This is a genomic window from Nocardia glycosmidis (assembly GCF_052545115.1).
In genome coordinates this window covers 172,694-195,487 of the sequence record NZ_JBQWRH010000005.1, presented here as the reverse complement: position 1 = coordinate 195,487, position 22,794 = coordinate 172,694, and the positions used below count along the sequence as shown (strand labels likewise).

The window sequence follows — 22,794 nt, the reverse complement described above, 5'->3', positions numbered from 1 at the left end:
ACAGTGGATTTCGAGATCGTCACATTGGAGCAGAGCATGGTCGCGGGCCTCACCGTGCCACTCGCGGGCCGCGAGGTGGCCGCGCGCGACCTCGACCTGATCAACTTCACCTGGGACCGGTATCTGGCGCGGGACAAGAGCGTGCCACGGGTGGCCGCCTACATCGGCCAGAACGACCATGCCGTCGCCGTGCTCGGCTACGAACTCGCCGCGCTCGACGACCTGGATCAGGGCGACGTGCTCACCCTCATCCCGCCGGGCCGATACGCCAAATTCGTCGTCGCCGACAAGCCCTACGACCTGCTGCGCACCGCATGGGCCCACGTGGCGAAGGCGGAGAACGCGGGAACCATCACTCGCTCCCACACCGCCGAGGTCGAGCGCTACACCGGCCCGGCTTCTGTGGAGGTCTACGTCTCGCTGGACTGAGCCCCCCAGGCGTGTACACAAATGCGTGTACACTATTCCCATGTCCGAGATCAGCATCCGCGAGCTGCGCGCCAACCTCGCCGCCCACATCCGCGAAGCCGAATCCGGCGAGCAGGTGATCATCTTGCGGGACGGCGCCCCCGCCGCGGCGCTGGTGCCACTGTCCGTGGTGGAGGCGTTCGACGCGGCCGAGGATGAAATGCTCGCGCGCGAAGCCAAGGCCAGGCTCGCGGCCGATGAGCCGACCTTCACCATGGCAGAAGTGCTGGCCGACCTGTTCGAGGACGACTCGCAGTGAAGTACCGCTTCCAGTTCCTGGACTCCGCGCGCCGGGAATTGCGGGCGATCGAACGTCCGGACGCGATGCGAATTCTCACTGCGCTCACGGCGCTGGGCGAGGACCCTTACGCCCCTGGTTCAGACGTGAAGAAGCTGTCCGGCCACGACGATCTGTTCCGTCTGCGGGTCGGCAGATACCGGGTCGCCTACCGGGTGGACAACGGCGTGCTGGTGATCCTCGTGGTGAAACTCGGCTGGCGAAAGGATGTCTACCGGGGCCTGTAGATCCTCGGCAGGTCGGCCGAAGGTGTTTCGCCTTCGGCCGACCTCATGACACAGCGCGGTGATTACTCCGCGCCGATGATGAAGGCTTCGAGCTGGGCGCGGGCGATGTCATCGGCCAGCTGCTGGGGCGGGGACTTCATGAGGTAGGCCGAGGCCGGGATGACCGGTCCGCCGATGCCGCGATCCTTGGCGATCTTCGCCGCGCGCACCGCGTCGATGATGATGCCGGCCGAGTTCGGCGAGTCCCACACCTCGAGCTTGTACTCCAGGTTCAGCGGCACGTCACCGAAGGCACGGCCCTCCAGGCGGACGTAGGCCCACTTGCGGTCGTCGAGCCAGCCGACGTGGTCGGACGGGCCGATGTGCACGTCGTTTGCGCCGAGCTCCTTCTTGAGGTTGCTGGTGACGGCCTGCGTCTTGGAGATCTTCTTGGACTCCAGGCGCTCGCGCTCGAGCATGTTCTTGAAGTCCATGTTGCCGCCGACGTTGAGCTGCATGGTGCGGTCGAGCTGGACGCCGCGATCTTCGAACAGCTTGGCCATCACGCGGTGGGTGATGGTCGCGCCGACCTGGCTCTTGATGTCGTCGCCGACGATCGGCACACCGGCCTCGATGAACTTCTGCGCCCATACCGGGTCGGAGGCGATGAACACCGGCAGCGCGTTCACGAACGCCACACCCGCGTCGATCGCGCACTGCGCGTAGAACTTGTCGGCTTCCTCCGAGCCCACCGGCAGGTAGGACACCAGCACGTCGACGTTGTTGTCCTGCAGCACCCGCACCACGTCGACCGGGTCGGCCTCGGACAGCTCGATGGTCTCGGCGTAGTACTTGCCGATACCGTCCAGGGTGGGGCCGCGCTGGACGACGACGTCGCTCGGCGGCACGTCGGAGATCTTGATCGTGTTGTTCTCGCTGGCGAAGATCGCCTCGGCCAGGTCGAAGCCGACCTTCTTCGCGTCCACGTCGAATGCGGCGACGAACTTGACGTCGCGAACGTGGTACGGCCCGAACTTCACATGCATCAGCCCGGGAACGGTCGTGGACTCATCCGCGTCCTTGTAGTACTGCACGCCCTGGACCAGCGAGGAGGCGCAGTTGCCCACACCTACGATGGCAACGCGAACTTCTGTGGCGTGGTCAGCTTTCTTGACGTCACTCATGGCCGATATTTCCCTCTTTCTGTGGTGCCGCCTTCGTCGATTGCTCCGCCGCAATCAACTCGTTCAGCCAGCGCACTTCGCGCTCGCTTGATTCGAGTCCGAGTTGATGAAGCTGCCGGGTATAGCGATCCAAGGACCCACTGGCCTTCTTGACCGCCTCCCGGAGCCCCTCTCGGCGCTCCTCGACCTGACGCCGCCTGCCCTCCAGAATCCGCATCCGCGCCTCCGCGGGGGTGCGGCTGAAGAAGGCGAGATGAACGCCGAAGCCGTCGTCGGTGTAGTTCTGCGGACCGGTGTCGGCGAGCAATTCGTTGAACCGCTCCCGCCCAGCCGACGTCAGTTGGTAAACCCGTCGCGCACGGCGTGCCGTCGCGCCCGCAGGAATCTCCTCGGCGATCAACCCGTCCGCCTGCATGCGGCGCAGCGTCGGGTAGAGCGATCCGTAAGAGAAAGCGCGAAACGCCCCGAGCAGGCCGGTCAGCCGCTTGCGCAGCTCGTAGCCGTGCATGGGCGATTCGAGGAGCAGCCCGAGAATTGCCAGTTCGAGCACGGGCTTCACCCCCTGACTGTGTTCAGACCTAACCGATGGATGCGACCTTCCACTATATCGGAGCGATACATCTGTGCACAGCCGCGCCCCGAGGGTGGACGAAGCGAGTTCAGCGAGAGGGCGGATGGACTGCGAGTGGCTCGCCCGCGAAAGAGACCGTCATATCGCCGCAGGAGCTGCCTTTTGCCCTCGACGAAAATATCCAGCACCGGCCCGCGGTCAACGACGCTGCCCGGCACCACCGGGAACTCGAACGATCGTCGCCGCGTCGGCGAGCGCACGGCCGAGTGTCCGCGCCTGCGCGACGAGCTCGACGAGGATGTCGTGCTCTTCTTCGGACAGCTGACCCTCGGCGCGGGCGCGGTCGAGCAGCTCACCGGTAGCGGTGCGATCGACATCTCGCGCCTTGGTGTGACCGGGATAACTTCCACCGGATCCCGAGCCGCGCAAGACTTTTCGCGTCGATGACGAGCTATTCGCGGCGAATCCCCGCGCGGCGGCGGGAGTTTGCAGGTCCGCGGTGAGCGCGGTCAGTTCGCCGAGCGTTGTCGCCGCCGCCGCGTGCGCGATTCGGTCGTGGTACTCGTCGGCGCCGAGCTGTCACTCGGCGTACGCGGCGTCCAGCAGGCTCGACGCGTCGGCGCGGTCGAGGTCACGCGCTCGGATGCGGGAGTGAACACAGGCGGATCGCAGTCCGGCCCGGGACGCGACGCGCCGGTACGCACACAGGTGGCCGACCGGCCGATCCGCATAGCCCGGGGCAGCCCGACGGGAACACCGCTACTCTGGTTCTCGTGCGAATTCAGCGGCAAGTGGTCGACTACGCCCTCCGGCGGCGGTCGCTGCTGGCTGACGTCTATGCGGGCCGTGTCGATGTCGCCGAGGTGTGTGATGCGAATCCTTATCTCTTGCGTGCGGCGAAGTTCCACGGCCGGGGGAGCGAGGTCACATGCCCAATCTGCCGGAAAGAGCAGCTGACCCTCGTATCGTGGGTCTACGGCGACGGCCTCGGACCGGTCGCCGGATCGGCTCGCACACCCGAGGAGCTCACGCGCCTCGCCGAGACCCGCGAGGAGTTCTCGGTCCATGTCGTCGAGGTATGCCGGACCTGCAGCTGGAATCATCTGGTGCAGTCCTATGTGCTCGGTTCCGCGCCGGCACCGCCGCGCCGCCGAACCGGAACACGCACGAACCAGCGCACCGCTGCCGAATGAAAGGCCTGGTCATCTGCCCCGCGGGTGACTCGCGGCGCCGATCTGTGTCCACTGCGACGACCACCGCGATGAGCACCGCCGATAGCCACCCGGACCGCTACGAGTTATGGAGATCTTGTCAGTGAATTCGCCCTACGAGACTTCCCCCTACGGCGATGAACCACGTGGCAGCCGTCCGCAACGCAGTTCGCCCCCCGGTCCCAACCCATACCAGAATCCCCGTCCCGGGCCCCCGCCCGGCGCGCGTCCCGGCCCTCCGCCCGGCGCGCCGCTCCCCGGCCAGCCGCGCGGCCCGCAGCCGCCGCGCCGTCCCGGCCCCCCACCGCAGGGGCGCCCGATCCAGCAGGGCAGGCCGCCGCAGCCGAATCGTCGCCCGACCGATGCCGGCGCACCCGGGCCCCAGGCGACCCAGAAGATCCAGCGCGACGCGCTGCCCGGGGCGGCGGCCGAGCGCACCCGGCGTGGTCCCGCCACCGGTCCCCGACCGGTCACCGGCCAACGCCCGGTCGTCGATCGCAACGGCCGCCGGGCTCCCGGAGCCGGGCCGACCACCGGCGAACGCAGGCAGACCGCGGCCGGCCCGCCATCCGGCCCTCCGCCGCGCCGGGGTGGCGGTGGCGGTGGCGGCGACGGCTCCGATGGGCCGGGTCGGCGTCGGCCCACGCGGAAGAAGAAGTCGCCGTGGCGCATCGTCCGCCGGACCCTCTACGTTTTCGTCGCGCTCGTCATCTTGGTGCCCAGCGGCCTCTTCCTGGCCGCGTACACGACCGTGTCGGTGCCGCAGCCGGGCGACCTGAAGACCAACCAGGTCGCGACCATCCTGGCCGCCGACGGCACCACGGTGGTCAGCAAAGTCGTTCCGCCGGAAGGCAACCGGACCGACGTCACGATCGACCAGATCCCGCCGCACGTGCGCAACGCGGTGATGGCGGCCGAGGACCGGGATTTCTACACCAACCCCGGTTTCTCGATCTCCGGCTTCGCGCGGGCCGCCAGGGACAACGTCCTCGGTAAGGAAAGCGCTGGTGGTGGCTCGACGATCACCCAGCAGTACGTGAAGAACGCGCTGGTCGGTGACGAGCGCTCGCTGACCCGTAAGCTGCATGAGCTGGTCATCTCGGCCAAGATGGCGCGGCAGTGGAGCAAGGACGAGATCCTCGCCGCCTATCTGAACACCATCTACTTCGGTCGCGGCGCCTACGGCATCGACGCCGCCGCGAAGGCCTATTTCGGCAAGCCGGTACACGAGCTGACCGTCGCCGAGGGCGCGGTGCTCGCCGCGACCATCCAGCAGCCGTCCGGCCTGGACCCGGAGAAGAATCCGGAAGGCGCGAAGACCCGCTGGAATTACGTGCTCGACGGCATGGTCTCCGGCGGCAACCTGGCCGCGGCCGAGCGGCAGAGCCTGCAGTTCCCGAAGGTGGTCCCGCTGGCGTCCACCAAGGACAAGGACGGGGGCTCCGGGCCCGAGGGCTTGATCAAGACGCAGGTGCTCAAGGAACTCGCCGCGGCGGGCATCAGCGAGCAGCAGCTGAACACCGCCGGTCTGCAGATCACCACCACGATCGACCCGAAGGCCCAGCAGGCGGCGGTCGACGCGGCGACCAAGAAGATGGACGGCGAGCCGCAGCAGCTGCGCACCGCCGTGGTCTCGATCGATCCGCATACCGGCGCGGTGCGCGCCTATTACGGCGGTAACGACGGTCAGGGCTACGACTTCGCCAATGCCGGTCTGCAGCCGGGATCCTCATTCAAGGCCTTCGGTCTGGCGGCAAACCTGGAGTTGGGCAAACCGCTGTCGGAGTTGTATGACAGTTCGCCGATCACGGTGCACGGCATCTCGATCTCGAACGTCGGAAACGAACAGTGCGGAACGTGCACCATCGCCGAGGCGCTCAAGCGTTCGCTGAACACCAGCTTCTATCGAATGGAGCTGGATATGCCGAACGGTCCGCAGAAGATCGCCGATATGGCGCACAAGCTCGGCATTCCGGAGACCATTCCGGGCGTCGGCAAGAGTCTGGTCGAGCCGGACGGCTCCCCGCCGAACAACGGCATCGTGCTCGGTCAGTACCAGGCCCGGGTGCTCGATATGGCCTCGGCCTACGCGACGCTGGCCGCCTCCGGCGTCTACCACGCACCGCATTTCGTCACGAAGGTGGTTACCGCGGATGGGCAGGTCCTGCTCGACCGTGGCGATGTGGCCGGTGAACAGCGAGTCTCCGCGGCGGTGGCCGACAACGTGACCGACGCCATGAAGCCGATCGCGGCCTATTCGCGCAACCACAATCTGGCCGGCGGTCGCGACTCGGCGGCCAAGACCGGTACCGTCCAGCTCGGCGATACCAACAACAACAAGGACGCCTGGATGGTCGGGTACACCCCGTCGTTGTCGACGGCCGTGTGGGTCGGCTCCATCGACAACACAGCGCTGTTCAACTACAGCGGCGGCATGATCTACGGCTCCGGTCTGCCATCGGATATCTGGAAGGCCACCATGGACGGCGCCCTGGACGGTACGGCCAAGGAGACCTTCCCGAAGCCGGCTCCGATCAAGGGCCAAGCCGGTGTGCCCGCGTGGTCCGCACCGTACACACCGCCGTCGACCACGGAGGCGCCGCTGCTGCCGCCGGTCGTGATCGCGCCGACGCAGGTCGAGATCCTGCCCGGTATCACCATCCCGGTCCCCGGCGTCCAGCCTGCCCCGCAGCAACCGCGCCCACAGCAGCAGCGTGAGTCGGACTCGGGCCCGGGTCCGCTGCCCGGCCAGCCCGTAGCACCCAGCGACGGTTCGTCGCCGAGCGCCACCGGCGCGCCACGCGCGGGCAACAACGGCAACGGCAACGACGCGGGGACGAGCGGAGCACCCCCGACCCGGGGCCGGTAGCCTCGGGTTCCGTGACCGATCAGCAGTTGGTGCAGCCCCGGACGAACGGGAGGGCGCCGCTATCCGACCGGGCGGGATCCGGTGGGGCGTCGTGCTACGCCGCGCCGGGCCCGCTCGCGTCGGATCTGCGCTCCGCGGACGCGCGAGACCGGCCGAGCCGCAACGATTCGCTCACCGCCCAGCTGTCCACGGTCATCGGCGGGCCGGTCGGTGATCATGCCCTGATCGGCCGGGTCCGGTTCTGGACGCCGATGCGGGTGCTGCTGGCGTTCGCGGTCGTGTTCCTCGCCCTCGGCTGGTTCGGCAAGGCGGGCTGCGTCCAACAGACCACCGGCGCGGACGGCACTCTCACGCTCGACTGGAACAACGGCCGCCAATACGTGGCGATGTGCTACTCGGACACCGTGCCGCTCTACGGTGCGGAACGATTGAACGAGGGCGCCTTCCCGTACAAGAAATATTGGATCGAGCAGACCCCCGACGGCGGCCGGGAGATGCGGTACATGGAGTACCCGGTGCTGTCGGGCCTCTATCAGTATCTCGCGATGCGGATCGCCAAGAGTTGGGACGCCGCGCCGCTGCCCGGCGCGCTGCAAGTGGTGATCTACTTCAATGTCGTCGCGTTCGGCCTGGCGATGGCCTGGCTGGTCACCATCTGGGCTTCAGCGCTGCTGGCCGGTCGCCGGATCTGGGACGCGGCGCTGATCGCCTGCTCCCCCTTGGTGATCGTGCACGTATTCACCAATTTCGACGCTCTCGCAACGGCTTTCGCCGCGACCGGCCTGCTCGCCTGGGCCCGGCGCAAACCGGTGCTGGCCGGTGTCCTGCTCGGTCTCGGCGGCGCCGCCAAGCTGTATCCGCTGCTGCTGCTCGGACCCATCGTCGTGCTGTGCCTGCGCACCGAGACGATGCAGCGGACGCCGCGCAACCATCTCGGCATGCGGATCGGCGAGGTGGACGGCTGGTCGGCGCTTCTGACGTGGGTGCGTCAGACGCCCTACCGGGTCCGATTCCTCAGTGCCCGCCCGCTCGGCGCGGCGTCGGTCACGGTATCCGCGGCACTGGCCACATGGCTGGCGGTGAACCTGCCGATCGCCGCGCTGTACCCGAACGGATGGCGAGAGTTTTTCCGGCTCAACACCACGCGACACGCCGACCCGGACTCGATCTACAACGTGATCTCCTCGTTCACCGGCTGGCCCGGTTTCGACGGCGTGCTCGAGCACGGGAAACAGCCGGCGATCCTGAACACGGTCTCCCTGCTCGCATTCGTCGTAGCGTGCGCGGTGATCGGATATATCGGCCTCACCGCGCCCCGGCGCCCGCGGCTCGCACAGTTGTGCTTCCTGGTGGTCGCGGCCTTCCTGCTGACGAACAAGGTGTGGAGCCCGCAGTATTCGCTCTGGCTGGTACCGCTGGCCGTGCTCGCCTTGCCGCACCGGCGCATCCTGCTGGCCTGGATGACCATCGACGCGCTGGTCTGGGTGCCACGCATGTTCTACTACCTCGGCCTGGACCGCAAGGGTCTGCCCGAGCAATGGTTCACCGGCACGGTGGTGCTGCGCGATCTCGCGGTGGTGGGGCTGTGCGCTCTGATCGTGCGCCAGATCTACCGCCCGGAGGAAGACCTGGTCCGCCGCGACTACGTGGACGACCCGGCCGGTGGCATCGTCGACCGGACGCCCGATCCGCTTTTGCCCTGGCTGCCCGAAGCACTGCGGCCACGCGCGATGGTCGCGCGGAACTGACCACCGGGCGGTGCTGTCAGCCCTCGCCGCAAAGCCCTCACCGCGTGCGCAGGAAACGCGACTGCTGTCCCGGCTCCTGCGGAAGCATATCGAGATCCAGCTGCCACGCGCTGCCGGTCCACGGATCGAACAGTGGAGTACCGCCGACGGTGGGTAGATGCCTGCACGACTGCGACAGCATGGCCACGATGGTGTCGGGGGAATCGGATTCGTCGGCGCCGACGATCACCGTGGACAGGCCGATCAAGTCGCCGCGCGCGATCAGCGCGGCGATGCGCTGCGCGTCCGAGCTTTGGTAGCCATGCGGAAAGTCCGCCGCCAGCAAGACCCGATGCTCGGTCGGTGGCGTGAAAGCGCCACTCGCATAGGCTAATTCGGCGAGCTCTGCGGCATCGACCAGCGCCTGCAGCCGGGCCGAGATATCGGCGTGGTCGTTGATCGGCGGCCCGTTCAGCACCGGCGCGAGCAAGCCGGTGAAGCCGCTGAAGGCGCCGGTCAGGTCGATGATGTCGACCAGGGCTCGCCGCTGCGGTGCGGTGGCGATCAGTCGCGCGAGCAGCGCGCCCACCACGGGTGCGGCGGCGTGGGTCGATCCGGTGTCGATCCACAGCGGCCGATGCAACGGCACGGGAACGCAATACGGCACCCGCAGCGGGCCGCGATCGAGCGCGTAGAGCTCGCCGAGGCGGATGCCATCGCTCGGCGCCGGCGGCTTGTCCCAAGCCGGCGAATTCCAGGAAGCCAGCGCGGGCGGTAGCACCGCGTCGGCCTCGGCGAGTTCACGCATCAACTGTTCGGCGTCGCGCTGGTGGTTGTGCTCGGCGGTGGCGATCAGCTGGTCGTTGCGTTGCTGCGCGGTGTGACGCGCCTGCTCGGCCGCGGGAGTATTCCTGGTCGCGGGGTCGGAAACAGCGAGCGACAGCTCGTCATCCAATCGCTTGGCGGCGTATTCGCGCGCCGAGACGAGCGCGGCCGCCGACCGTGCGGCATCCTCGAAGACCATCCACAGCCGTTCCAGACCGTGCCCGACTTCCAGCGGCGCACCGGTACTGCGGCCATCGTCCGCCAAAGGGTTGGCCATCATGTGCGGGTCAGGGGGCTGGCTCTGCGGTACGGGCGCACCGCCGACGTCGACCCCGTGCGCGGTGAGCAGCACGGCGAGTCCGCCCGCATAGCCCTGGCCGACCGCGCGCAGCTTCCACGCCGAGCCGCGCCGGTACAGCTCGAGGCAGATCAGTGCCGTCTCGCCGGATGTCGGCGTGACCGCGAATTCGCCTGCGACACTGCCGTTCTCAGACAGCGTAGCCGTCACCGGACCCAGCCCGGCACCGTGCGAAGACGCGGCGGGGTCGGCGCTGACCACCAGCAAAATCGCCTTGGCGTCGGGACGCACTTCGGCGAGCGTGATCGTGACCCCATCGGGAGCCAAAGCGACACCGGCGGTGCCGGGCTGGTTGTAGAAGACGAAATCGTCGCTGGAGAACACCTTCAGGTTCTCGGCGACGACCAGCGCGGAAACATCGAGGGCAACCTCGGCTTTCGCACTGAAATGAACGATCGCACCGGTCAATGGAATGTTCTGACCGGCCTTCAGCTGAATCACTTATCCGCCCTGCTGTCAGCGCTGCCGATCAACCGTTGACGAGGAACGGGCCGAGCTGCGGCACCGCTTCACCCGGATGCTTGGCCTGGAAGCCCTCGCCGAGCGCCTGCAACTTCCAATCATTGCCCACCCGGTAGAGCTTCGACATCGCCATAGCCGTGAACGGCATGCCGCCGGCCAGCGTGTACCTGGCCAATTCGCCGTTGTTGGTGCCGTCGACCAAGCGGCAGAACGCATTCTGCACCTGCTCGAAAGTGTGTCCCTTGTAGGAGGTCACGATGAACACCAGCGTGGTCACGTGCGCGGGGACGCGGGTCAGGTCGACCAGGATCACCTCGTCGTCGCCTTCACCCTCGCCGGTGAGATTGTCGCCCTGGTGGCGGATCGAGCCGTCCTTGGAGGTCAGCTGACCGTAGTAGGCGACGTCCACCGGGTTCATATCGGCGAACATGATGACGGACGCGTCGAGGTCGATGTCGACCGTGCGGTTGCCGAACATGCCGCGGCTGCGCACCGGATCCCAGCCGAGACCCATCTTGACGAAGGTCAGCGCGGAACCTTCCTTGCGGAGCGTGACCCGCTGCCCCTTCACCAGGCTGACCGGCCGGTCCTTGCTCAAACTGACCTCGGCCGGAGGCTGCGGCGGCTGTGGCGGCGCGGGCTGCGCAGACTGTGGGTAACCGGGGCCGGGCGGCGGCGGGTAACCGGGGCCCTGTGGCGGGTAGCCCGGACCGCCCTGTGGCGGGTACCCCGGACCGGGCGGCGGCGGGTACGAACCGGGCGGCGCGTACTGCGGCGCCTGCTGCTGCGTCGGATAGGCCGGGGTGGTCGGCGGCGGGTAGCTGGCAGGCTGCTGCGCAGGCGGGGGCGGCGGGGGCGCCTGCGTCGGCTGCGCAGCCGGTGCGGGGGCGTCGTCGACGGTGACACCGTGGTCGGTGACCAGCGCGGCGAATCCCCCGGCGTAGCCCTGGCCGACCGCACGTACTTTCCACTGGTCCTGGCGCCGGTAGAGCTCGAGCGCGATCACGATCGACTCGCTGTTCAGGCCATCGATGCGGTACTCGTACAAGCGATTACCGGCCCCATCCGACACGATCGCGGTCGGAGCGGCGAACTGACCGAAGGTGCTGTTCGCGTCGTCCAGCGTGATCACCGCGCGGATCTGATCGATGTCCGCGGGCACCGCGTGCAACGACACCGCCAGCGAGGCTGGCTGTCCGGTGGGCGCGGGCTGCAGGTTCACGCCGGGGCCGGTCGGCTGGTTGAAGAAGACGAAGTCGGCGTCGGAACGGACCTTGCCCCGCTCGGTGACCAGTAGTGCCGACAGATCCGCCGGCGCCGTGAGCTGGACGGAAATCACCACGTCGTTGGTAGCCAGCGGACCGTTCTGACCCTTGGCGAGTGTTGCGGACAAGTTCGACCCTTCGCTTGTCGGTGCGTACGCCTGACACTCTACGAGAAACGCGCTCGGCGGCGCTCGTACTCCAACCGCCGCGCCAGCCCGACACGCATCGGCGAATCGGTTAGTGTGACGGCACGCAGATGGAGTGCGGCAAACACACCGTGTTCCCGATCGAGACAGCAGGCAAACATCCCATGGCGCAACTGTTCGAGCAATCGAAGAAGGTGATCGAGGCCCACCTCGCCGGCACCAGCCTGCGGGCGATTTCCGGCTCGATGATCGCCTACGAGGGAAATGTGCAGTTCAAGTCGGCCGGTTTCGGCGGCGGCGATGGCGTGATCGCCGGGCTCAAGCGGCGCGCGACCGGCGAGAAACTCGCGCTGATGGAGTGCTCCGGCAACGGCCGAGTGTTCTTCGCGGTCAACGGCCAGCATGTCACCGTGGTCAACCTGAACAACGAGACGCTGCAGGTGGAATCGCAACAGCTGCTCGCCTTTGCCGGGAATCTGCGCACCGACGTGCGTTTCGCCGGTGTGCGCGGCGCGTCCACCGGGCAGGGCCTGTTCACCACCACTGTCTCGGGCCAGGGGCAGGTCGCGTTGCTCTCGGCGGGCGGACCGCTCGTGCATCTGGAGGTGTCGCCGCAGTACCCGCTGGTGGTGGACCCGGATGCGTTCGTCGCCGCGCGCGGCAACCTCAACCAGTCGTTCGTCACCGACGTGTCCTGGCGCAGTTTCGTCGGTCAGGACGCGGGCGAGGCGTTCTCGCTGCGCTGGGACGGGCAAGGCGTGGTGTCGATCCAGCCGGCAGAACGGTAGAGGCAGCGTGTTCGAGAAAGTCAACGGCAAGGTCGTCAAGGTCAACGTCGGGATGGCCGGTGGGGTGGTCGCCCGCAGCGGCGCGATGCTGTTCTACACCGGCGACGTTTCTTTTGCGCCGCACCAGATTCCGGGTGGCCAGGGGATGGGCGGCATGGGCGGAGTGATGCGGCTGGCGGGGCGCGCGATGGCGGGGGAGCACGAGCGCACCATGCTGGCGCAGGGCCTCGGCGAGGTGCATTACGGGTTCGCCGGCCTGGACGTGCATGTGGTGCATGTGCAGCCGGGGGCGGCGCTGCGCGTCGAAGCTTCGCGACTGCTGGCCAACACCGCCGGGTTGCAGAGTTCGGTGGTGTCGGTGATGAGTTCGGGTGGCGGAGGAGGCGGCGGCCTGATGGGCGCGCTGCGCGGCGCCGCGTCGGGCGCGTTGACCGGCCAGGGCATGTTCACCACTCAGTTGTCCGGGCAGGGCGCGGCGGTGCTGCTCGGACACGGCGGGTTTCTGGAACTGCAAGTGGGCGGCCCGAATCCGATCGTGGTGGACCCGCAGGCGTTCGTCGCTGCCTATGGCAACGTGCAGACCGAGTTGAAGGCGGCGCTGAGCTGGCGTGACGCTGTCGGCCGCGGTTCGGGCGAGGCGATGCAGTTGCACTGCGTCGGCCAGGGCGTCGTTTACGTGCAGGCCTCCGAAGAGAAGTTGTGAGCATGTCCCAGATCCACAGCCCCTTGAATCTCGGTGCGAGCGACAACATCCCGGGAAACAACTACGCCTACTGCATCGACCTGAACAAGCCGTGGTTCATGCGCCAGGGCGCGATGATCGCCTACTACGGCGACATGCGCTTTCAGATGCTCACCCACGGCCTGCAGGGCGGTCTGCTGCACATGGTGTCGCAGCAATTCTCGGCGCCGCTGTTCACCGGCGACTACGTCGTCGCGGAGGGACACGGCAAGCTGATCATCGGCGACCGCGGCTACGACATCAATTCCTATGACCTCGAGGACAACGGCAACCTGACCATCCGGGCGGCGAACCTGCTGGCGTTCGAGCCGGGCCTGTCGCTGAACCAGTCCATCGTGCCCGGGTTCCTCACCCTCATCGGCACGGGCAAGTTCCTCGCCTCGTCCAACGGACCGGTCATGTTCGCCGAGCCGCCGCTGCGGGTGGACCCGGAATCGCTGGTCGGGTGGGCGGATTGCCCCGCGCCGAGCCACCACTACGACCAGCGCTGGGTCACCGACTTCCTGGCCGCGGGCGCGGCGCGCTTCGGCGTCAACTCCGGTGAAGAGCGTCAATTCGACTTCACCGGCGCGGGAACGGTGCTGATCCAGTCGAGCGAGAAGGTGCTCAGCGACTCGATGCTGGTGCGCACCATCGAGGGACAGATCCAAAGCGGCATCACCGTCGGCGGCCTGCAACGGCTACACGGCGTGATCGCACAGCAACTCGGGGCGCAGCAGCAGCACTGAGCGCAGGGGAACCTATGCGGCAGAGTGGTTGGGCGCCGCCCTGATGAACCAATTGATGATTTCCTCGCCCGCGAGAATGCCTGCGGCTCGGGTGATGGTGAGGTTGGGATGGGTCCAGTTGAGTTGTTCGAGTTCGCCGTGGCGGGGGCGGATCGCGGAGTCCGCGGCGCGCAGCATTTCCGCGTCGAGGGCGCCGTCACCCGCGGCAAGAGTTTTCGCCTCTTCGGTGAGTTCACCGCTTTCCCACAGGCGTTTGCGGACTTCGGCGACCGCGCGGCTCTTACAGACAGCCAGCGGCATGGTGTAGATCTTGCGGCCCTGCTGGGACGCCGACCAGCCGCGCGGACGGCACCAGGCGTCCCATTCGTCCAGGAATCCGCTGGGGACGGCCTTGGGTTTCACCACCAGATAGCAGAACAGGTGGTCGGCCACGCGGAACTTGGTCACCCAAGAATCGTCGATGCGGGTATGCAGTTCCCGGCTCACCTCCGACAGGGTGGCGCCACCCGCCCGCACCTGGGCATCGATGCCGATGCGCCAGCTCAGGTCGGGGACGCCGTCGACGAGGATGTTCCCCCCATTGCTGGTGATCGCGTAGCGCCAGGGCGCGCCGGGTAGTCGGATGCGCCCGAACTGCTTGATGGTGCGGGTGGTGGTGGGGATCACGGCGGCCGGCTCGGTCAACGACTGCATGCGCAGTGCCGCCGTGGTGGTCATGAACGACAGCGGCGCCCCTTCGAGATGCTCCACACAGACCGTTGGCACCTCGTCGGTGGTGCTGAAGGCGTTGCGCGAATAGATCATCGTCCGATCCAAGTCGGTCGCGATCAGCGCACGTCTTCGCCGCATTCTCCGAGACAAATTCACCGCTGCACGTCCTTGATCAATCCCATACACGAATATGCCAGGTCATCGACGACTTCTACAGGTACCCCGCGCGCATCGGCGAGCAGCCGGATATGCGCGTGCTCCGGCGCGTCCGCCGCACGTACCAGCACCCGCCACGGCACCCGCCGCAACAGCACCCGAGTGGTTTCGCCGACACCCGGCTTCACGAAGTTCACGCTGGCGATGCCGTACTGCTGCCTTACCCGCTCCACCGACGCCCAGCCGGTCCAGGTGGGCGTGCGGTCGCTCGCGCGGATCGCGGCCAGCTCGGCCGCGACGCGGTCGCGGACCGCGTCGAAAGCGCCGCTGACGGTATCGAGCAGGCGGGCGGACACATCGTCACCGGATAGGTCCCGATAGAACTTGGCGCCGTGGAAATCGCCGGGTCCGATCAGCGCCTCGTTCAGAACGGTGCGCGAGATCAGGCCGGACACCGTCGAATTCAGGCAGGCCGACGCGATCAGGAAGTCGTCTCGAGTGCCGTAGGTGCGCACGCAGTGTCCCGGATCGGCCAGCACCACCAACTCGTCGTCGAACCGCGCACCGCCGGCCGCGCGATAGGCCGCCAGCGCCTCGCTCAGCTCGCGTGTGATGGCACCTTTGCCGGTCCAGCCGTCCACGAACACGACGGAGTCCGGGTTGTGGTGCTCCGCCAGGTAGTCCAGCGCCACCGCGTCGATGCCGCGATCGCGCACGATGGACACCGCGTAGTGCGGCACCGCGCGACTCGGCCGACGCGCCCGCAGCCAACGGCGCATCAGGATGCCGACCGGTGTGCCCGCCCGCGCCAGCGACACCAGCACGATGTCCTCGCCGCGTTCGGCGACGACCAGCTCCGACACGGTCGCCACGGCGAGCGCGAGCCGCTCGGCACTGGCGGCGAGCACGTCATCGAACAGCGTCCGATACCGCGCGTCCGGTTGGTATTCGATCGGCAACGACTCCGCGTAATGCGCCTGCCCGGCTTGGATGCGCCGTTCCCGCTCGGCGACCTCGCGCTCCAAATCCACGTCGGACAGATCTTTGAGCAACCAGGAAACCTCCTCGGCCGCATAGGATCCGAATTCCGGGCCGTGCAGCGGAGCTGGCAAGGCGTCCACGCTCGCGATCGTCATGGTCGGCTCCCGTCCCCCGCGCCCGGCGCCTCGGCTCGTTCCGCGTGCAGCCGCCGCGGGTCGGCCTCCCGCAGCGCCACCAGCAGCACGTCGGCCCCTGAGGCGGTCAGCACGTCGATCAACCCGCCCTCGGCCCGCAGCTGTACGGTGTCGGCGGGCGAGTCGACCACGACGACGAGCACCGGATCGAACCCAGGACCGTCGCCCTCCGCACCGCTGTCGACACCGTCACCGGTGCTCGTGACGGCGGCAGCGTCACCACCTGACGCAGTGTCAACGAGCAGCGCTCCCAGGCCCGCCACATCCGCCTCGAACAGATCCAGCGAATCATCGGGCCAGTGCGCGTTGTACAGGTAGCGCGGCGCGGTGTCGCCTGGCTCCGGTGCGACGAACCGGAATCCGCGGCGTAACGGATAGCCCGGCTCGTCGAGCACATACGCGGGCGATCGCGTGGTGGTTTGAAAGCGCGTCGGCGTGCCGGTTTCGGCGAGCAGCGCCGCCAGGCGCAGCGGAAGATACATCAGTTCCTCGTGGCCGAGCACAATAGCGGGCCGACCAGCGAAATCCTGGTCGAGCCGGGCGATCAACGCCGCGGCCGCGGCAATCAGCGCCGCCTCGAACGCGCCGGTGTCGGAGGCGAGGATCCCGTGCCTGCCGCCCTCCGGCACCGAAGCGGGCCAAGGCAGCTCCATCCGGTGGAACGAGCCGGGATGCCCGGCGGCCGGATTGAGCACGGGCTCGGGCAGCGCGCCCACCGCGGCGACCAATCCGTCGGGCAGCGTCGCCCGGCCGCCCGCGAGGCAGACTGTGTCGATCCGCGCACCGAGTTCGGCTGCGGCTGCGTCGAATTCGGCACGGTCGGCCGCGCCGCGCAGGTCGACGAGCGATGCCAGCACGTACTGCGACCGCGGCGAAAAGGCGTGCAACGCGCGGACCGCGTCGATCGCGGTCGCGCCGGTGGAGATTTCGTCGTCGACCAGCACCAGCGGCAAGTCGTTGACGAAAATGTCGGCCGGCGCCGGTTGCAGCAGGTGCGAGGTGGCGTGCGAGTGTCCCTCCTCGAATCCGGCGAGGGTCTGCGCGTGCGGGACCTCGCGGCGGGTCGAATGGAGGTAGCAGCTCGCGCCGATCCGCGCTGCCACGCAGTGGCCGAGGCCCGTCGCGGTCTCGGCGAACCCGAGCACCACCGCTTCGCGCTCGCCGAGCACCTCGCGCACCAGATCGCCCAGGTGATTGCCCGCACCGAGCACCAACCGCGGATCCGTCGGGAGATGCTTGCCGAGCACGGTGGACACCAGCAGGTGCGCCCGGCGTGGATTGTTGTGGCGAATCCCCGGCCGGATCAGGGCGGTGATCGGCAGCCGCGCCGAGCGCAGCGGCGCGGCGTCACACTCGGCGTCATGATCCAGCTGTATACCGAGAGTTCTTGTTGCCCAAGGGATTTCGTTGTATCCGAACACGGTCGGCGGCTGGCTCATACGGTGACCAACGCCGTCAACAGATCCACGAACGACACTCCCTTGTTCGCGACGCCGAACACCCTGGCGCGCAGCAGCGTCTGCCGCGCCCAACTGCGATGCGGCCGCATCTCGTTCATCTTGTTCCGGTAACCCGAGGCCGCGACACCGCCGACGTCCGCCCGCAGAATATCCAGCGCGTCCGAGTACTCCTCATGGGTCACCACCGACAGCGCGTGCACGGCGGCCACATGCGACGGATGGATCACCGTCTTGCCCTGAATGCCGTTCGCGCGGTCCAAGGTGATCTCCCGCAGCAGTCCGTCCAGATCCCGGCTGACCAGGTACCGCCGGAACGGCACGGCATCGGATTCCTCGAACGGCGCGGTGCGCAGCAACGGCCGGAACATCCGCTCATGATCGGCGAAGTACTCCCACACCGGCCCGGTGATGACGAAACCCGTTCCGTCCGTGCGTCCCAGATAGTTCACGATGTCGGCGATGACGTCGGCGACCACGCGCACGTCGTAGATGGTGAGGTCGCGGTCGCGCCGGATGCCGAAGGTCGAGCACATATCGGTCGCGCCCACCCGTACCGCGAGCACCCGGTCCCGGTGCACCGCCAGCAATGCCGCGATCTGCGTGAGTTCGTAGTCGCGGGTCTCCCGGTGCACCAGGGACGCCGACTCCAGCACCGGCATCCCGTACAGCGGACGTGCCACCTGCTGGGCGGCCACGGTCAGGGCGTTGAGGTACTTCGGCCCGGAAACACTGTCGAACTTCGGGAACACGAACCCGGTCAGCGCCCGCGCGCCCGGACCGAGGTGCTCGATGAGTTCGGTGATCGTGTCCGCGTCGCGTACCCGCACGAACAGCAGCGGATTGGCGTCGTGGTCGGCCGCGAGCAGATCGAGCGTCTCGACGGCTTGCCGTTTGGCGTACTCCAGCTCATCGTCGGCGACCGCGTCCTCGAGATCGATCACCATCGAACACACACCGTGCTCGGCGCGCTTACAGATCGTCAGCGCGAGATCTGGCCTGGTCGCAGGCGCGTACAACGTCGCTCCGAGCCCGATCGCGAGCAGTTCCCGCTCCGCGCCGTCACCGGCGAACGGTTCGGGCTGCCGGTGAAAAAGACGCCTCGCCTCTGGGCCGTGCAATTGCCGGAAGTGGCGCAGCGGCATTCGCTTCCGCAGGGAGACCTCCTGCTGGACGGCGAAGCCTGCGGTCATCGTTGCCCCATTCTCATTCTCATTCTCGTCGTGGTCCTGCTTGTTTTCTCATTCGATCCACTACTCCGGCTATGAATTCGGTGACGGCATTCAATTCCGCCGCATAGGCCCAGTAGTCGGGGTGGCGCCCCGATAGTGTTTCGCTGACTCGGTCGATCCGTGCTGCCTGCGCGTCGAGCACCGATCCCCATTCGGCGACGAGCCCGCGGCTCACCGCGAACATTTGCGCATCCCGCAGCCGGAATCGTACGGCCTTGGCGTGTTCTTGCGGGTCGGACCGGATCGCACGCAGCAGGTCCAGCCGCTTGGCGACGGCATCGACCTGCTGCTCGGCCTCGGCGAGGAACCCGCGCGCGGACGTGGTCAGATCAAGTGCAAACTCCGGATTGTTCTCTGCTACCGCCGCACGCGCCTTGCCGAGAGCCGCGTCCGCGGCCTCGATGGCTCGCCGACTTTCCCGCTCATTGTCAGCCAGATCCGCCGAACTCGCAGCGTTGAACTCGCGCAGCAGCGCCGAGAAGGCCGGTGCGACCCCATCGGCCCTGGTACGGACGGCGGAAAGACGAGTGGTCACCGAGGAGATCGCGGTATGCGCCGCGGCGGCTCGAGATGGGGCCTGCGCCAACGCATCCGCCAAGGCTTTGGCGGCGGTCTCCAGCCGGGCCGTGGCCGCGCGCGCGGCGCCGGGCGCGTCGGAGCCGATGGCTTCCAGTGTGACCAGCGCCTCATCCACCGCGGCCGCGCGTTCACGCACCGAGGGGTAGTCCGCGAAGTCGGATTCGGCGGCCTGCCCGCGCACACCCGCCGCGACCACCTTCACCTGCCGCACCAGCTGCGGCACCGCGCCGAGGACAGCGAGCGCTTCTTCGAGCCCGCTCTGATTGCCGCGATAGAACTCGTCGATGGCTCGGGCCGCGTCGGTCAGCTGCCGCACCGCGGCATCGACTCGCTGCTGCCCATTCGGCATCGTCGTGCCGCTGCGCTGCGCGCCGTCCAATTCCTCACTCAGCGCCAGGTAGACCTCGGCCGCGCCATAACACCGGTCGCGCACCGGTTCCCAGCGCGCACCCATCCGCCGCTCCGGAAAAAGCTGGTCGGCGGCGTGCACCGCCGCGTCGGCCGCGCTCTGCCGTCGATCCATGTCGAGGAACGCCGAGGCCAGCGCGGTGCGGGCAGGCGCGACCCACTCGTCGTTTCCCGACGACCGAAACCAACCACGCCTTCGCTGTGCCACGCCCCGATGGTAGGAGATCTTCCTGTTCGCCGAGGGTTACGCGGGTTCCTACGCAACTGCGCCGAAACCTACTACTGTCGTATGACGTGCCCGGCGATTTGGACATGCTGGGAACCAATGACGGACTATTGAAAGGGAATCCCGCATGGGTGTCAGTTTGTCCAAGGGCGGCAATGTCTCGCTGACCAAGGCGGCGCCTAACCTGACCGCTGTTTCGGTCGGCCTCGGGTGGGATGTGCGGACTACCACCGGCACCGACTTCGACCTCGACGCGAGCGCCATCGCCACCGGCGCGGACAAGAAGGTCCTGTCCGACCAGCACTTCGTCTTCTTCAACAACCTGCGCTCCCCCGAAGGCTCGATCGAGCACGCCGGCGACAACCGCACCGGCGAGGGCGAAGGCGACGACGAGGTGATCAACGTCGACCTGGCCAACACCCCGCCCACCATCGAGAGCATCTTCTTCCCGGTCTCGATCTACGACGCCGACACTCGCTCGCAATCGTTCGGCCAGGTCCGCAACGCCTACATTCGGGTCGTGGACCGCAGCAACAACGAGGAACTCGCCCGCTACGACCTCACCGAGGACGCCTCGACCGAGACCGCTATGGTCTTCGGCGAGCTGTACCGCAACGGTGCGGAGTGGAAGTTCCGCGCGGTCGGCCAGGGCTACGCCTCCGGTCTGTCCGGCATCGCCCGTGACTACGGCGTGAACGTCTGAGCAATACTTCGCTGTTCGCAGGGGGCCTCGAGACGGGGCCCCCTGGTCATGCGACCCAGGCCTGCCGGAGCCCTGGGAACAGCGTTGGACAACCGGCGATCCAGCGGCCACGCTGGTAGCAGCCGTCGCCGACTCGTTCTTACTCCACGAAAGGTCCCAGCGTGGTCCTGCGCATATTCGGCATGTCCCTGATCGTCACGGTGCTATCGCTCGTAGTGGCGTTCGTGTACGGCGGACCGACCGCCCTCGCGCTCGCCGCGATCCTCGGCATCCTCGAAGTGTCGCTGTCGTTCGACAATGCCGTGATCAACGCCACCGTCCTGGAACGGATGAGCGCGTTCTGGCAGAAGATCTTCCTCACGGTCGGTGTCCTGATCGCCGTCTTCGGCATGCGCCTGGTGTTCCCGCTCGCCATCGTGTGGATCACGGCCGGGCTGGATCCGGTGCGGGCCTTCGACCTGGCGCTCAACCCGCCACCGAACGACGCGCTGACCTTCCCGGACGGCAGCCCCAGCTACGAGAAGCTGCTCACCGACGCGCACCCGCAGATCGCCGCGTTCGGCGGCATGTTCCTGGCGCTGCTGTTCCTCAACTTCATCTTCGAGGAGCGCGAGATCACCTGGCTGGGCTGGCTGGAACGGCCGCTGGCCAGGGCGGGCAAATTGGATATGCTCTCGGTGGTGGTCGCGGGCGTCGGCCTGCTCCTCACCGCGGAGTTCATCTCCGACGACGCGCACCGCTCGACCGTCCTGGCGGCCGGGCTGCTCGGCATGATCACCTACATCGCGGTCGACGGGCTCGGCTCGATGTTCCACACCGAGGATCAGGCCGAAGGTCCGTCCAACCTGGTCAAGGCCACCGGCAAGGCGGGCTTTTTCCTGTTCCTCTACCTCGAGGTGCTCGACGCGTCGTTCTCCTTCGACGGCGTGATCGGCGCGTTCGCGATCACCTCCGACCCGATCATCATCGCGCTCGGCCTCGGCCTGATCGGCGCCATGTTCGTCCGGTCGATCACGGTATTCCTGGTGCGCAAGGGCACCCTCTCGGAATACGTCTACCTGGAGCACGGCGCACACTGGGCGATCGGCGCGCTGGCGGTGATCCTGCTCGTCTCGATCGGGGTGCACATCAACGAGATCATCACCGGTCTGATCGGCGTCGCGTTCATCGGCGCGGCGTTCCTCAGCAGCATCATCCGCAACCGCGGCGCGGATGAGGAAGAACTGGACAGCGAACGAGAACCCACACCGGTAGGCTGATTTTCGGCATTTTCAGTTCCTGGCATTGCAGCCGAAAGACCCATTGCGGCAGCGAGCCCATCCCAGGGATGGCCGCTGCCGCTCTCGTTTCCACAGAGGGGGGATCACGCCATGGCGATCGGAAACAACCCCGGCGGCGTCAACCTGTCCAAGGTGACCCTGTCGAAGGCGACACCGAGCATCAACTTGACCAAGCCGGGCGAACAGCAGGGCATCATGCGGGTGAACCTGAACTGGTCGAGCGGTCCCACCAAGGGATTCTTCCGCCGCGCCAAGCCCATCGATCTGGACCTCGGCTGCCTGTACGAACTGTCCAACGGCGGCAAAGGTGTGGTGCAGGCGCTCGGTCGCAATTTCGGCTCTCTAGCGGCCGAGCCCTACATCGGACTGGACGGCGACGACCGCAGCGGTGCGGCCGTGGGCGGCGAGAACATGTCCATCAACCTCGCCCGGCCCGAGCTGTTCCGCCGCATCCTGATCTTCGCCTTCATCTACGAAGGCGTGCCCAACTGGGCCGCCGCCGACGGTGTGGTGACGCTCTACCCCACCGCGGGGCCGCAGATCGAGGTTCGGCTCGATTCCCCCGTGGACGGCGCCCGCATGTGCGCTGTCGCGTTGCTGCAAAACCAGGGCACCGGGATCACCGTGCACCGCGAAGTGCAGTACATCCACGGCGCCCAGCGCGAGATCGACCAGGCATACCGCTGGGGTATGCAGTGGCAAAACGCTCGCAAGTAGGTCAGCGCGCGACCCACACGGCTGGGCAGTTGCCCCTTCGCTTCGCACGTGCCGATCCCCCCGCGCCTCGAGCGCCTTGTCGGCGCGCACGCCCGCCGAGATCTCCAGCCGCGGTACAGCGTCGGCCAGGTCGTCGAGCTGTTGCTTGCCCCTGCCACGATCGCGCGCCGCGTCCGCCCCCGTGCCGCGAAGACCAGTACGAACCGACGTAGAGCCCGAAATCGTGAACGCGGCGCCGACCCACGGACCGAGCCGACGGCACGCCTGGTGACGCGGACACCTTCGCCGGAGTAGCTCGGTCC

General features: G+C 67.5%; 22 protein-coding genes and 1 pseudogene. 12 read left to right on the top strand and 11 right to left on the bottom strand.

The window, feature by feature from the left end; translation table 11 throughout:
• Positions 1-3: 3 nt before the first annotated feature.
• Genes ACT86A_RS08675 through ACT86A_RS08665 form a run of 3 tightly spaced genes read left to right on the top strand, consistent with a single transcriptional unit; the run spans position 4 to position 993 of the window.
• Entirely contained in the window at positions 4-429 is a 426-nt protein-coding gene (locus ACT86A_RS08675; protein ID WP_445091489.1) for a GyrI-like domain-containing protein, read from the top strand.
• Between the two features lie 40 nt (positions 430-469).
• The gene (locus ACT86A_RS08670) at positions 470-727 is read left to right on the top strand and encodes a type II toxin-antitoxin system Phd/YefM family antitoxin (protein ID WP_445091488.1); all 258 of its coding nucleotides are present in this window, start codon (positions 470-472) and stop codon (positions 725-727) included.
• Entirely contained in the window at positions 724-993 is a 270-nt protein-coding gene (locus ACT86A_RS08665; protein WP_445091487.1) for a type II toxin-antitoxin system RelE family toxin, read from the top strand. Before ACT86A_RS08670 ends, ACT86A_RS08665 begins: the two co-directional genes overlap by 4 nt.
• Before the next feature lie 62 nt (positions 994-1,055).
• On the opposite strand, the gene ACT86A_RS08660 is transcribed toward ACT86A_RS08665, so the two are convergent.
• From ACT86A_RS08660 to ACT86A_RS08645, 4 genes and pseudogenes are all read right to left on the bottom strand, one after another.
• Positions 1,056-2,156 (bottom strand): inositol-3-phosphate synthase, encoded by a 1,101-nt coding sequence (locus ACT86A_RS08660; protein ID WP_445091486.1) that lies wholly within the window; start codon positions 2,154-2,156, stop codon positions 1,056-1,058.
• Positions 2,149-2,706 (bottom strand): PadR family transcriptional regulator, encoded by a 558-nt coding sequence (locus ACT86A_RS08655; protein WP_445091626.1) that lies wholly within the window; start codon positions 2,704-2,706, stop codon positions 2,149-2,151. The genes ACT86A_RS08660 and ACT86A_RS08655 overlap by 8 nt, the downstream gene beginning before the upstream one ends.
• Before the next feature lie 219 nt (positions 2,707-2,925).
• A complete protein-coding gene (locus ACT86A_RS08650) occupies positions 2,926-3,219 on the bottom strand; it encodes a DUF1707 domain-containing protein (RefSeq protein WP_508104362.1) in 294 nt (97 codons plus the stop codon).
• A 6-nt stretch (positions 3,220-3,225) separates the two neighbouring features.
• Positions 3,226-3,294 (bottom strand): annotated as a pseudogene (locus ACT86A_RS08645) (hypothetical protein); the annotation flags it as partial.
• Positions 3,295-3,500: 206 nt separating this feature from the next.
• On the opposite strand from ACT86A_RS08645, the gene ACT86A_RS08640 reads away from it, so the two are divergent.
• From ACT86A_RS08640 to ACT86A_RS08630, 3 genes are all read left to right on the top strand, one after another.
• Entirely contained in the window at positions 3,501-3,920 is a 420-nt protein-coding gene (locus ACT86A_RS08640; protein WP_445091484.1) for a DUF5318 domain-containing protein, read from the top strand.
• Between the two features lie 121 nt (positions 3,921-4,041).
• A complete protein-coding gene (locus ACT86A_RS08635) occupies positions 4,042-6,807 on the top strand; it encodes a transglycosylase domain-containing protein (RefSeq protein ID WP_445091483.1) in 2,766 nt (921 codons plus the stop codon).
• A 26-nt stretch (positions 6,808-6,833) separates the two neighbouring features.
• Complete coding sequence (locus ACT86A_RS08630; protein ID WP_445091625.1) at positions 6,834-8,555, top strand: glycosyltransferase family 87 protein; 1,722 nt, start codon at positions 6,834-6,836, stop codon at positions 8,553-8,555.
• Between the two features lie 37 nt (positions 8,556-8,592).
• On the opposite strand, the gene ACT86A_RS08625 is transcribed toward ACT86A_RS08630, so the two are convergent.
• Positions 8,593-10,158, bottom strand: a complete 1,566-nt coding sequence (locus tag ACT86A_RS08625; RefSeq protein WP_445091482.1) for a TerD family protein — start codon at positions 10,156-10,158, stop codon at positions 8,593-8,595.
• A 28-nt stretch (positions 10,159-10,186) separates the two neighbouring features.
• A complete protein-coding gene (locus ACT86A_RS08620) occupies positions 10,187-11,572 on the bottom strand; it encodes a TerD family protein (protein WP_445091481.1) in 1,386 nt (461 codons plus the stop codon).
• Positions 11,573-11,754: 182 nt separating this feature from the next.
• Between ACT86A_RS08620 and ACT86A_RS08615 the strand changes: the two genes are divergently transcribed.
• Genes ACT86A_RS08615 through ACT86A_RS08605 form a run of 3 tightly spaced genes read left to right on the top strand, consistent with a single transcriptional unit; the run spans position 11,755 to position 13,848 of the window.
• Positions 11,755-12,378, top strand: coding sequence for an AIM24 family protein (locus tag ACT86A_RS08615; protein ID WP_445091480.1), 624 nt, complete (start codon positions 11,755-11,757; stop codon positions 12,376-12,378).
• Positions 12,379-12,385: 7 nt separating this feature from the next.
• Positions 12,386-13,081, top strand: coding sequence for an AIM24 family protein (locus tag ACT86A_RS08610; protein ID WP_445091479.1), 696 nt, complete (start codon positions 12,386-12,388; stop codon positions 13,079-13,081).
• A gap of 2 nt (positions 13,082-13,083) precedes the next feature.
• Positions 13,084-13,848, top strand: a complete 765-nt coding sequence (locus tag ACT86A_RS08605) for an AIM24 family protein (protein WP_445091478.1) — start codon at positions 13,084-13,086, stop codon at positions 13,846-13,848.
• Between the two features lie 12 nt (positions 13,849-13,860).
• On the opposite strand, the gene ACT86A_RS08600 is transcribed toward ACT86A_RS08605, so the two are convergent.
• From ACT86A_RS08600 to ACT86A_RS08580, 5 genes are read right to left on the bottom strand one after another with little or no spacing between them, the layout of a single operon-like run.
• Complete coding sequence (locus ACT86A_RS08600; protein WP_445091477.1) at positions 13,861-14,652, bottom strand: HAD family hydrolase; 792 nt, start codon at positions 14,650-14,652, stop codon at positions 13,861-13,863.
• A 59-nt stretch (positions 14,653-14,711) separates the two neighbouring features.
• On the bottom strand, positions 14,712-15,827 hold the full coding sequence (locus tag ACT86A_RS08595; RefSeq protein ID WP_445091624.1) for a cysteine protease StiP family protein: 1,116 nt from the start codon (positions 15,825-15,827) through the stop codon (positions 14,712-14,714).
• 20 nt (positions 15,828-15,847) lie between these two features.
• Positions 15,848-17,329 (bottom strand): phosphoribosyltransferase domain-containing protein, encoded by a 1,482-nt coding sequence (locus ACT86A_RS08590; RefSeq protein WP_445091476.1) that lies wholly within the window; start codon positions 17,327-17,329, stop codon positions 15,848-15,850.
• Positions 17,326-18,540 carry an HpcH/HpaI aldolase/citrate lyase family protein gene (locus ACT86A_RS08585; RefSeq protein WP_445091475.1) on the bottom strand — a complete coding sequence of 405 codons (1,215 nt, stop codon included), beginning with the start codon at positions 18,538-18,540 and terminating at the stop codon, positions 17,326-17,328. The genes ACT86A_RS08590 and ACT86A_RS08585 overlap by 4 nt, the downstream gene beginning before the upstream one ends.
• A 19-nt stretch (positions 18,541-18,559) precedes the next feature.
• Positions 18,560-19,774, bottom strand: a complete 1,215-nt coding sequence (locus ACT86A_RS08580; RefSeq protein ID WP_445091474.1) for a hypothetical protein — start codon at positions 19,772-19,774, stop codon at positions 18,560-18,562.
• A 145-nt stretch (positions 19,775-19,919) separates the two neighbouring features.
• Here ACT86A_RS08580 and ACT86A_RS08575 point away from each other — a divergent pair, with 145 nt between their 5' ends.
• The 3 genes from ACT86A_RS08575 (at position 19,920) to ACT86A_RS08565 (ending at position 22,492) form a co-directional block, all read left to right on the top strand.
• Complete coding sequence (locus tag ACT86A_RS08575) at positions 19,920-20,495, top strand: TerD family protein (protein ID WP_445091473.1); 576 nt, start codon at positions 19,920-19,922, stop codon at positions 20,493-20,495.
• 161 nt (positions 20,496-20,656) lie between these two features.
• Positions 20,657-21,754, top strand: coding sequence for a DUF475 domain-containing protein (locus ACT86A_RS08570; RefSeq protein ID WP_445091472.1), 1,098 nt, complete (start codon positions 20,657-20,659; stop codon positions 21,752-21,754).
• A gap of 111 nt (positions 21,755-21,865) precedes the next feature.
• Positions 21,866-22,492 (top strand): TerD family protein, encoded by a 627-nt coding sequence (locus ACT86A_RS08565; protein WP_445091471.1) that lies wholly within the window; start codon positions 21,866-21,868, stop codon positions 22,490-22,492.
• Positions 22,493-22,794 lie beyond the last annotated feature (302 nt).

Bases quoted from the DNA above. Each gene is read 5' to 3' on its own strand.
- ACT86A_RS08670 (WP_445091488.1), top strand. From the start codon at position 470: ATGTCCGAGATCAGCATCCGCGAGCTGCGCGCCAACCTCGCCGCCCAC.
- ACT86A_RS08615 (WP_445091480.1), top strand. From the start codon at position 11,755: ATGGCGCAACTGTTCGAGCAATCGAAGAAGGTGATCGAGGCCCACCTC.
- ACT86A_RS08605 (WP_445091478.1), top strand. From the start codon at position 13,084: ATGTCCCAGATCCACAGCCCCTTGAATCTCGGTGCGAGCGACAACATC.
- ACT86A_RS08600 (WP_445091477.1), bottom strand. From the start codon at position 14,652: ATGATCTATTCGCGCAACGCCTTCAGCACCACCGACGAGGTGCCAACG.
- ACT86A_RS08585 (WP_445091475.1), bottom strand. From the start codon at position 18,540: ATGACCGCAGGCTTCGCCGTCCAGCAGGAGGTCTCCCTGCGGAAGCGA.
- ACT86A_RS08590 (WP_445091476.1), bottom strand. From the start codon at position 17,329: ATGAGCCAGCCGCCGACCGTGTTCGGATACAACGAAATCCCTTGGGCA.
- ACT86A_RS08660 (WP_445091486.1), bottom strand. From the start codon at position 2,156: ATGAGTGACGTCAAGAAAGCTGACCACGCCACAGAAGTTCGCGTTGCC.
- ACT86A_RS08565 (WP_445091471.1), top strand. From the start codon at position 21,866: ATGGCGATCGGAAACAACCCCGGCGGCGTCAACCTGTCCAAGGTGACC.
- ACT86A_RS08575 (WP_445091473.1), top strand. From the start codon at position 19,920: ATGGGTGTCAGTTTGTCCAAGGGCGGCAATGTCTCGCTGACCAAGGCG.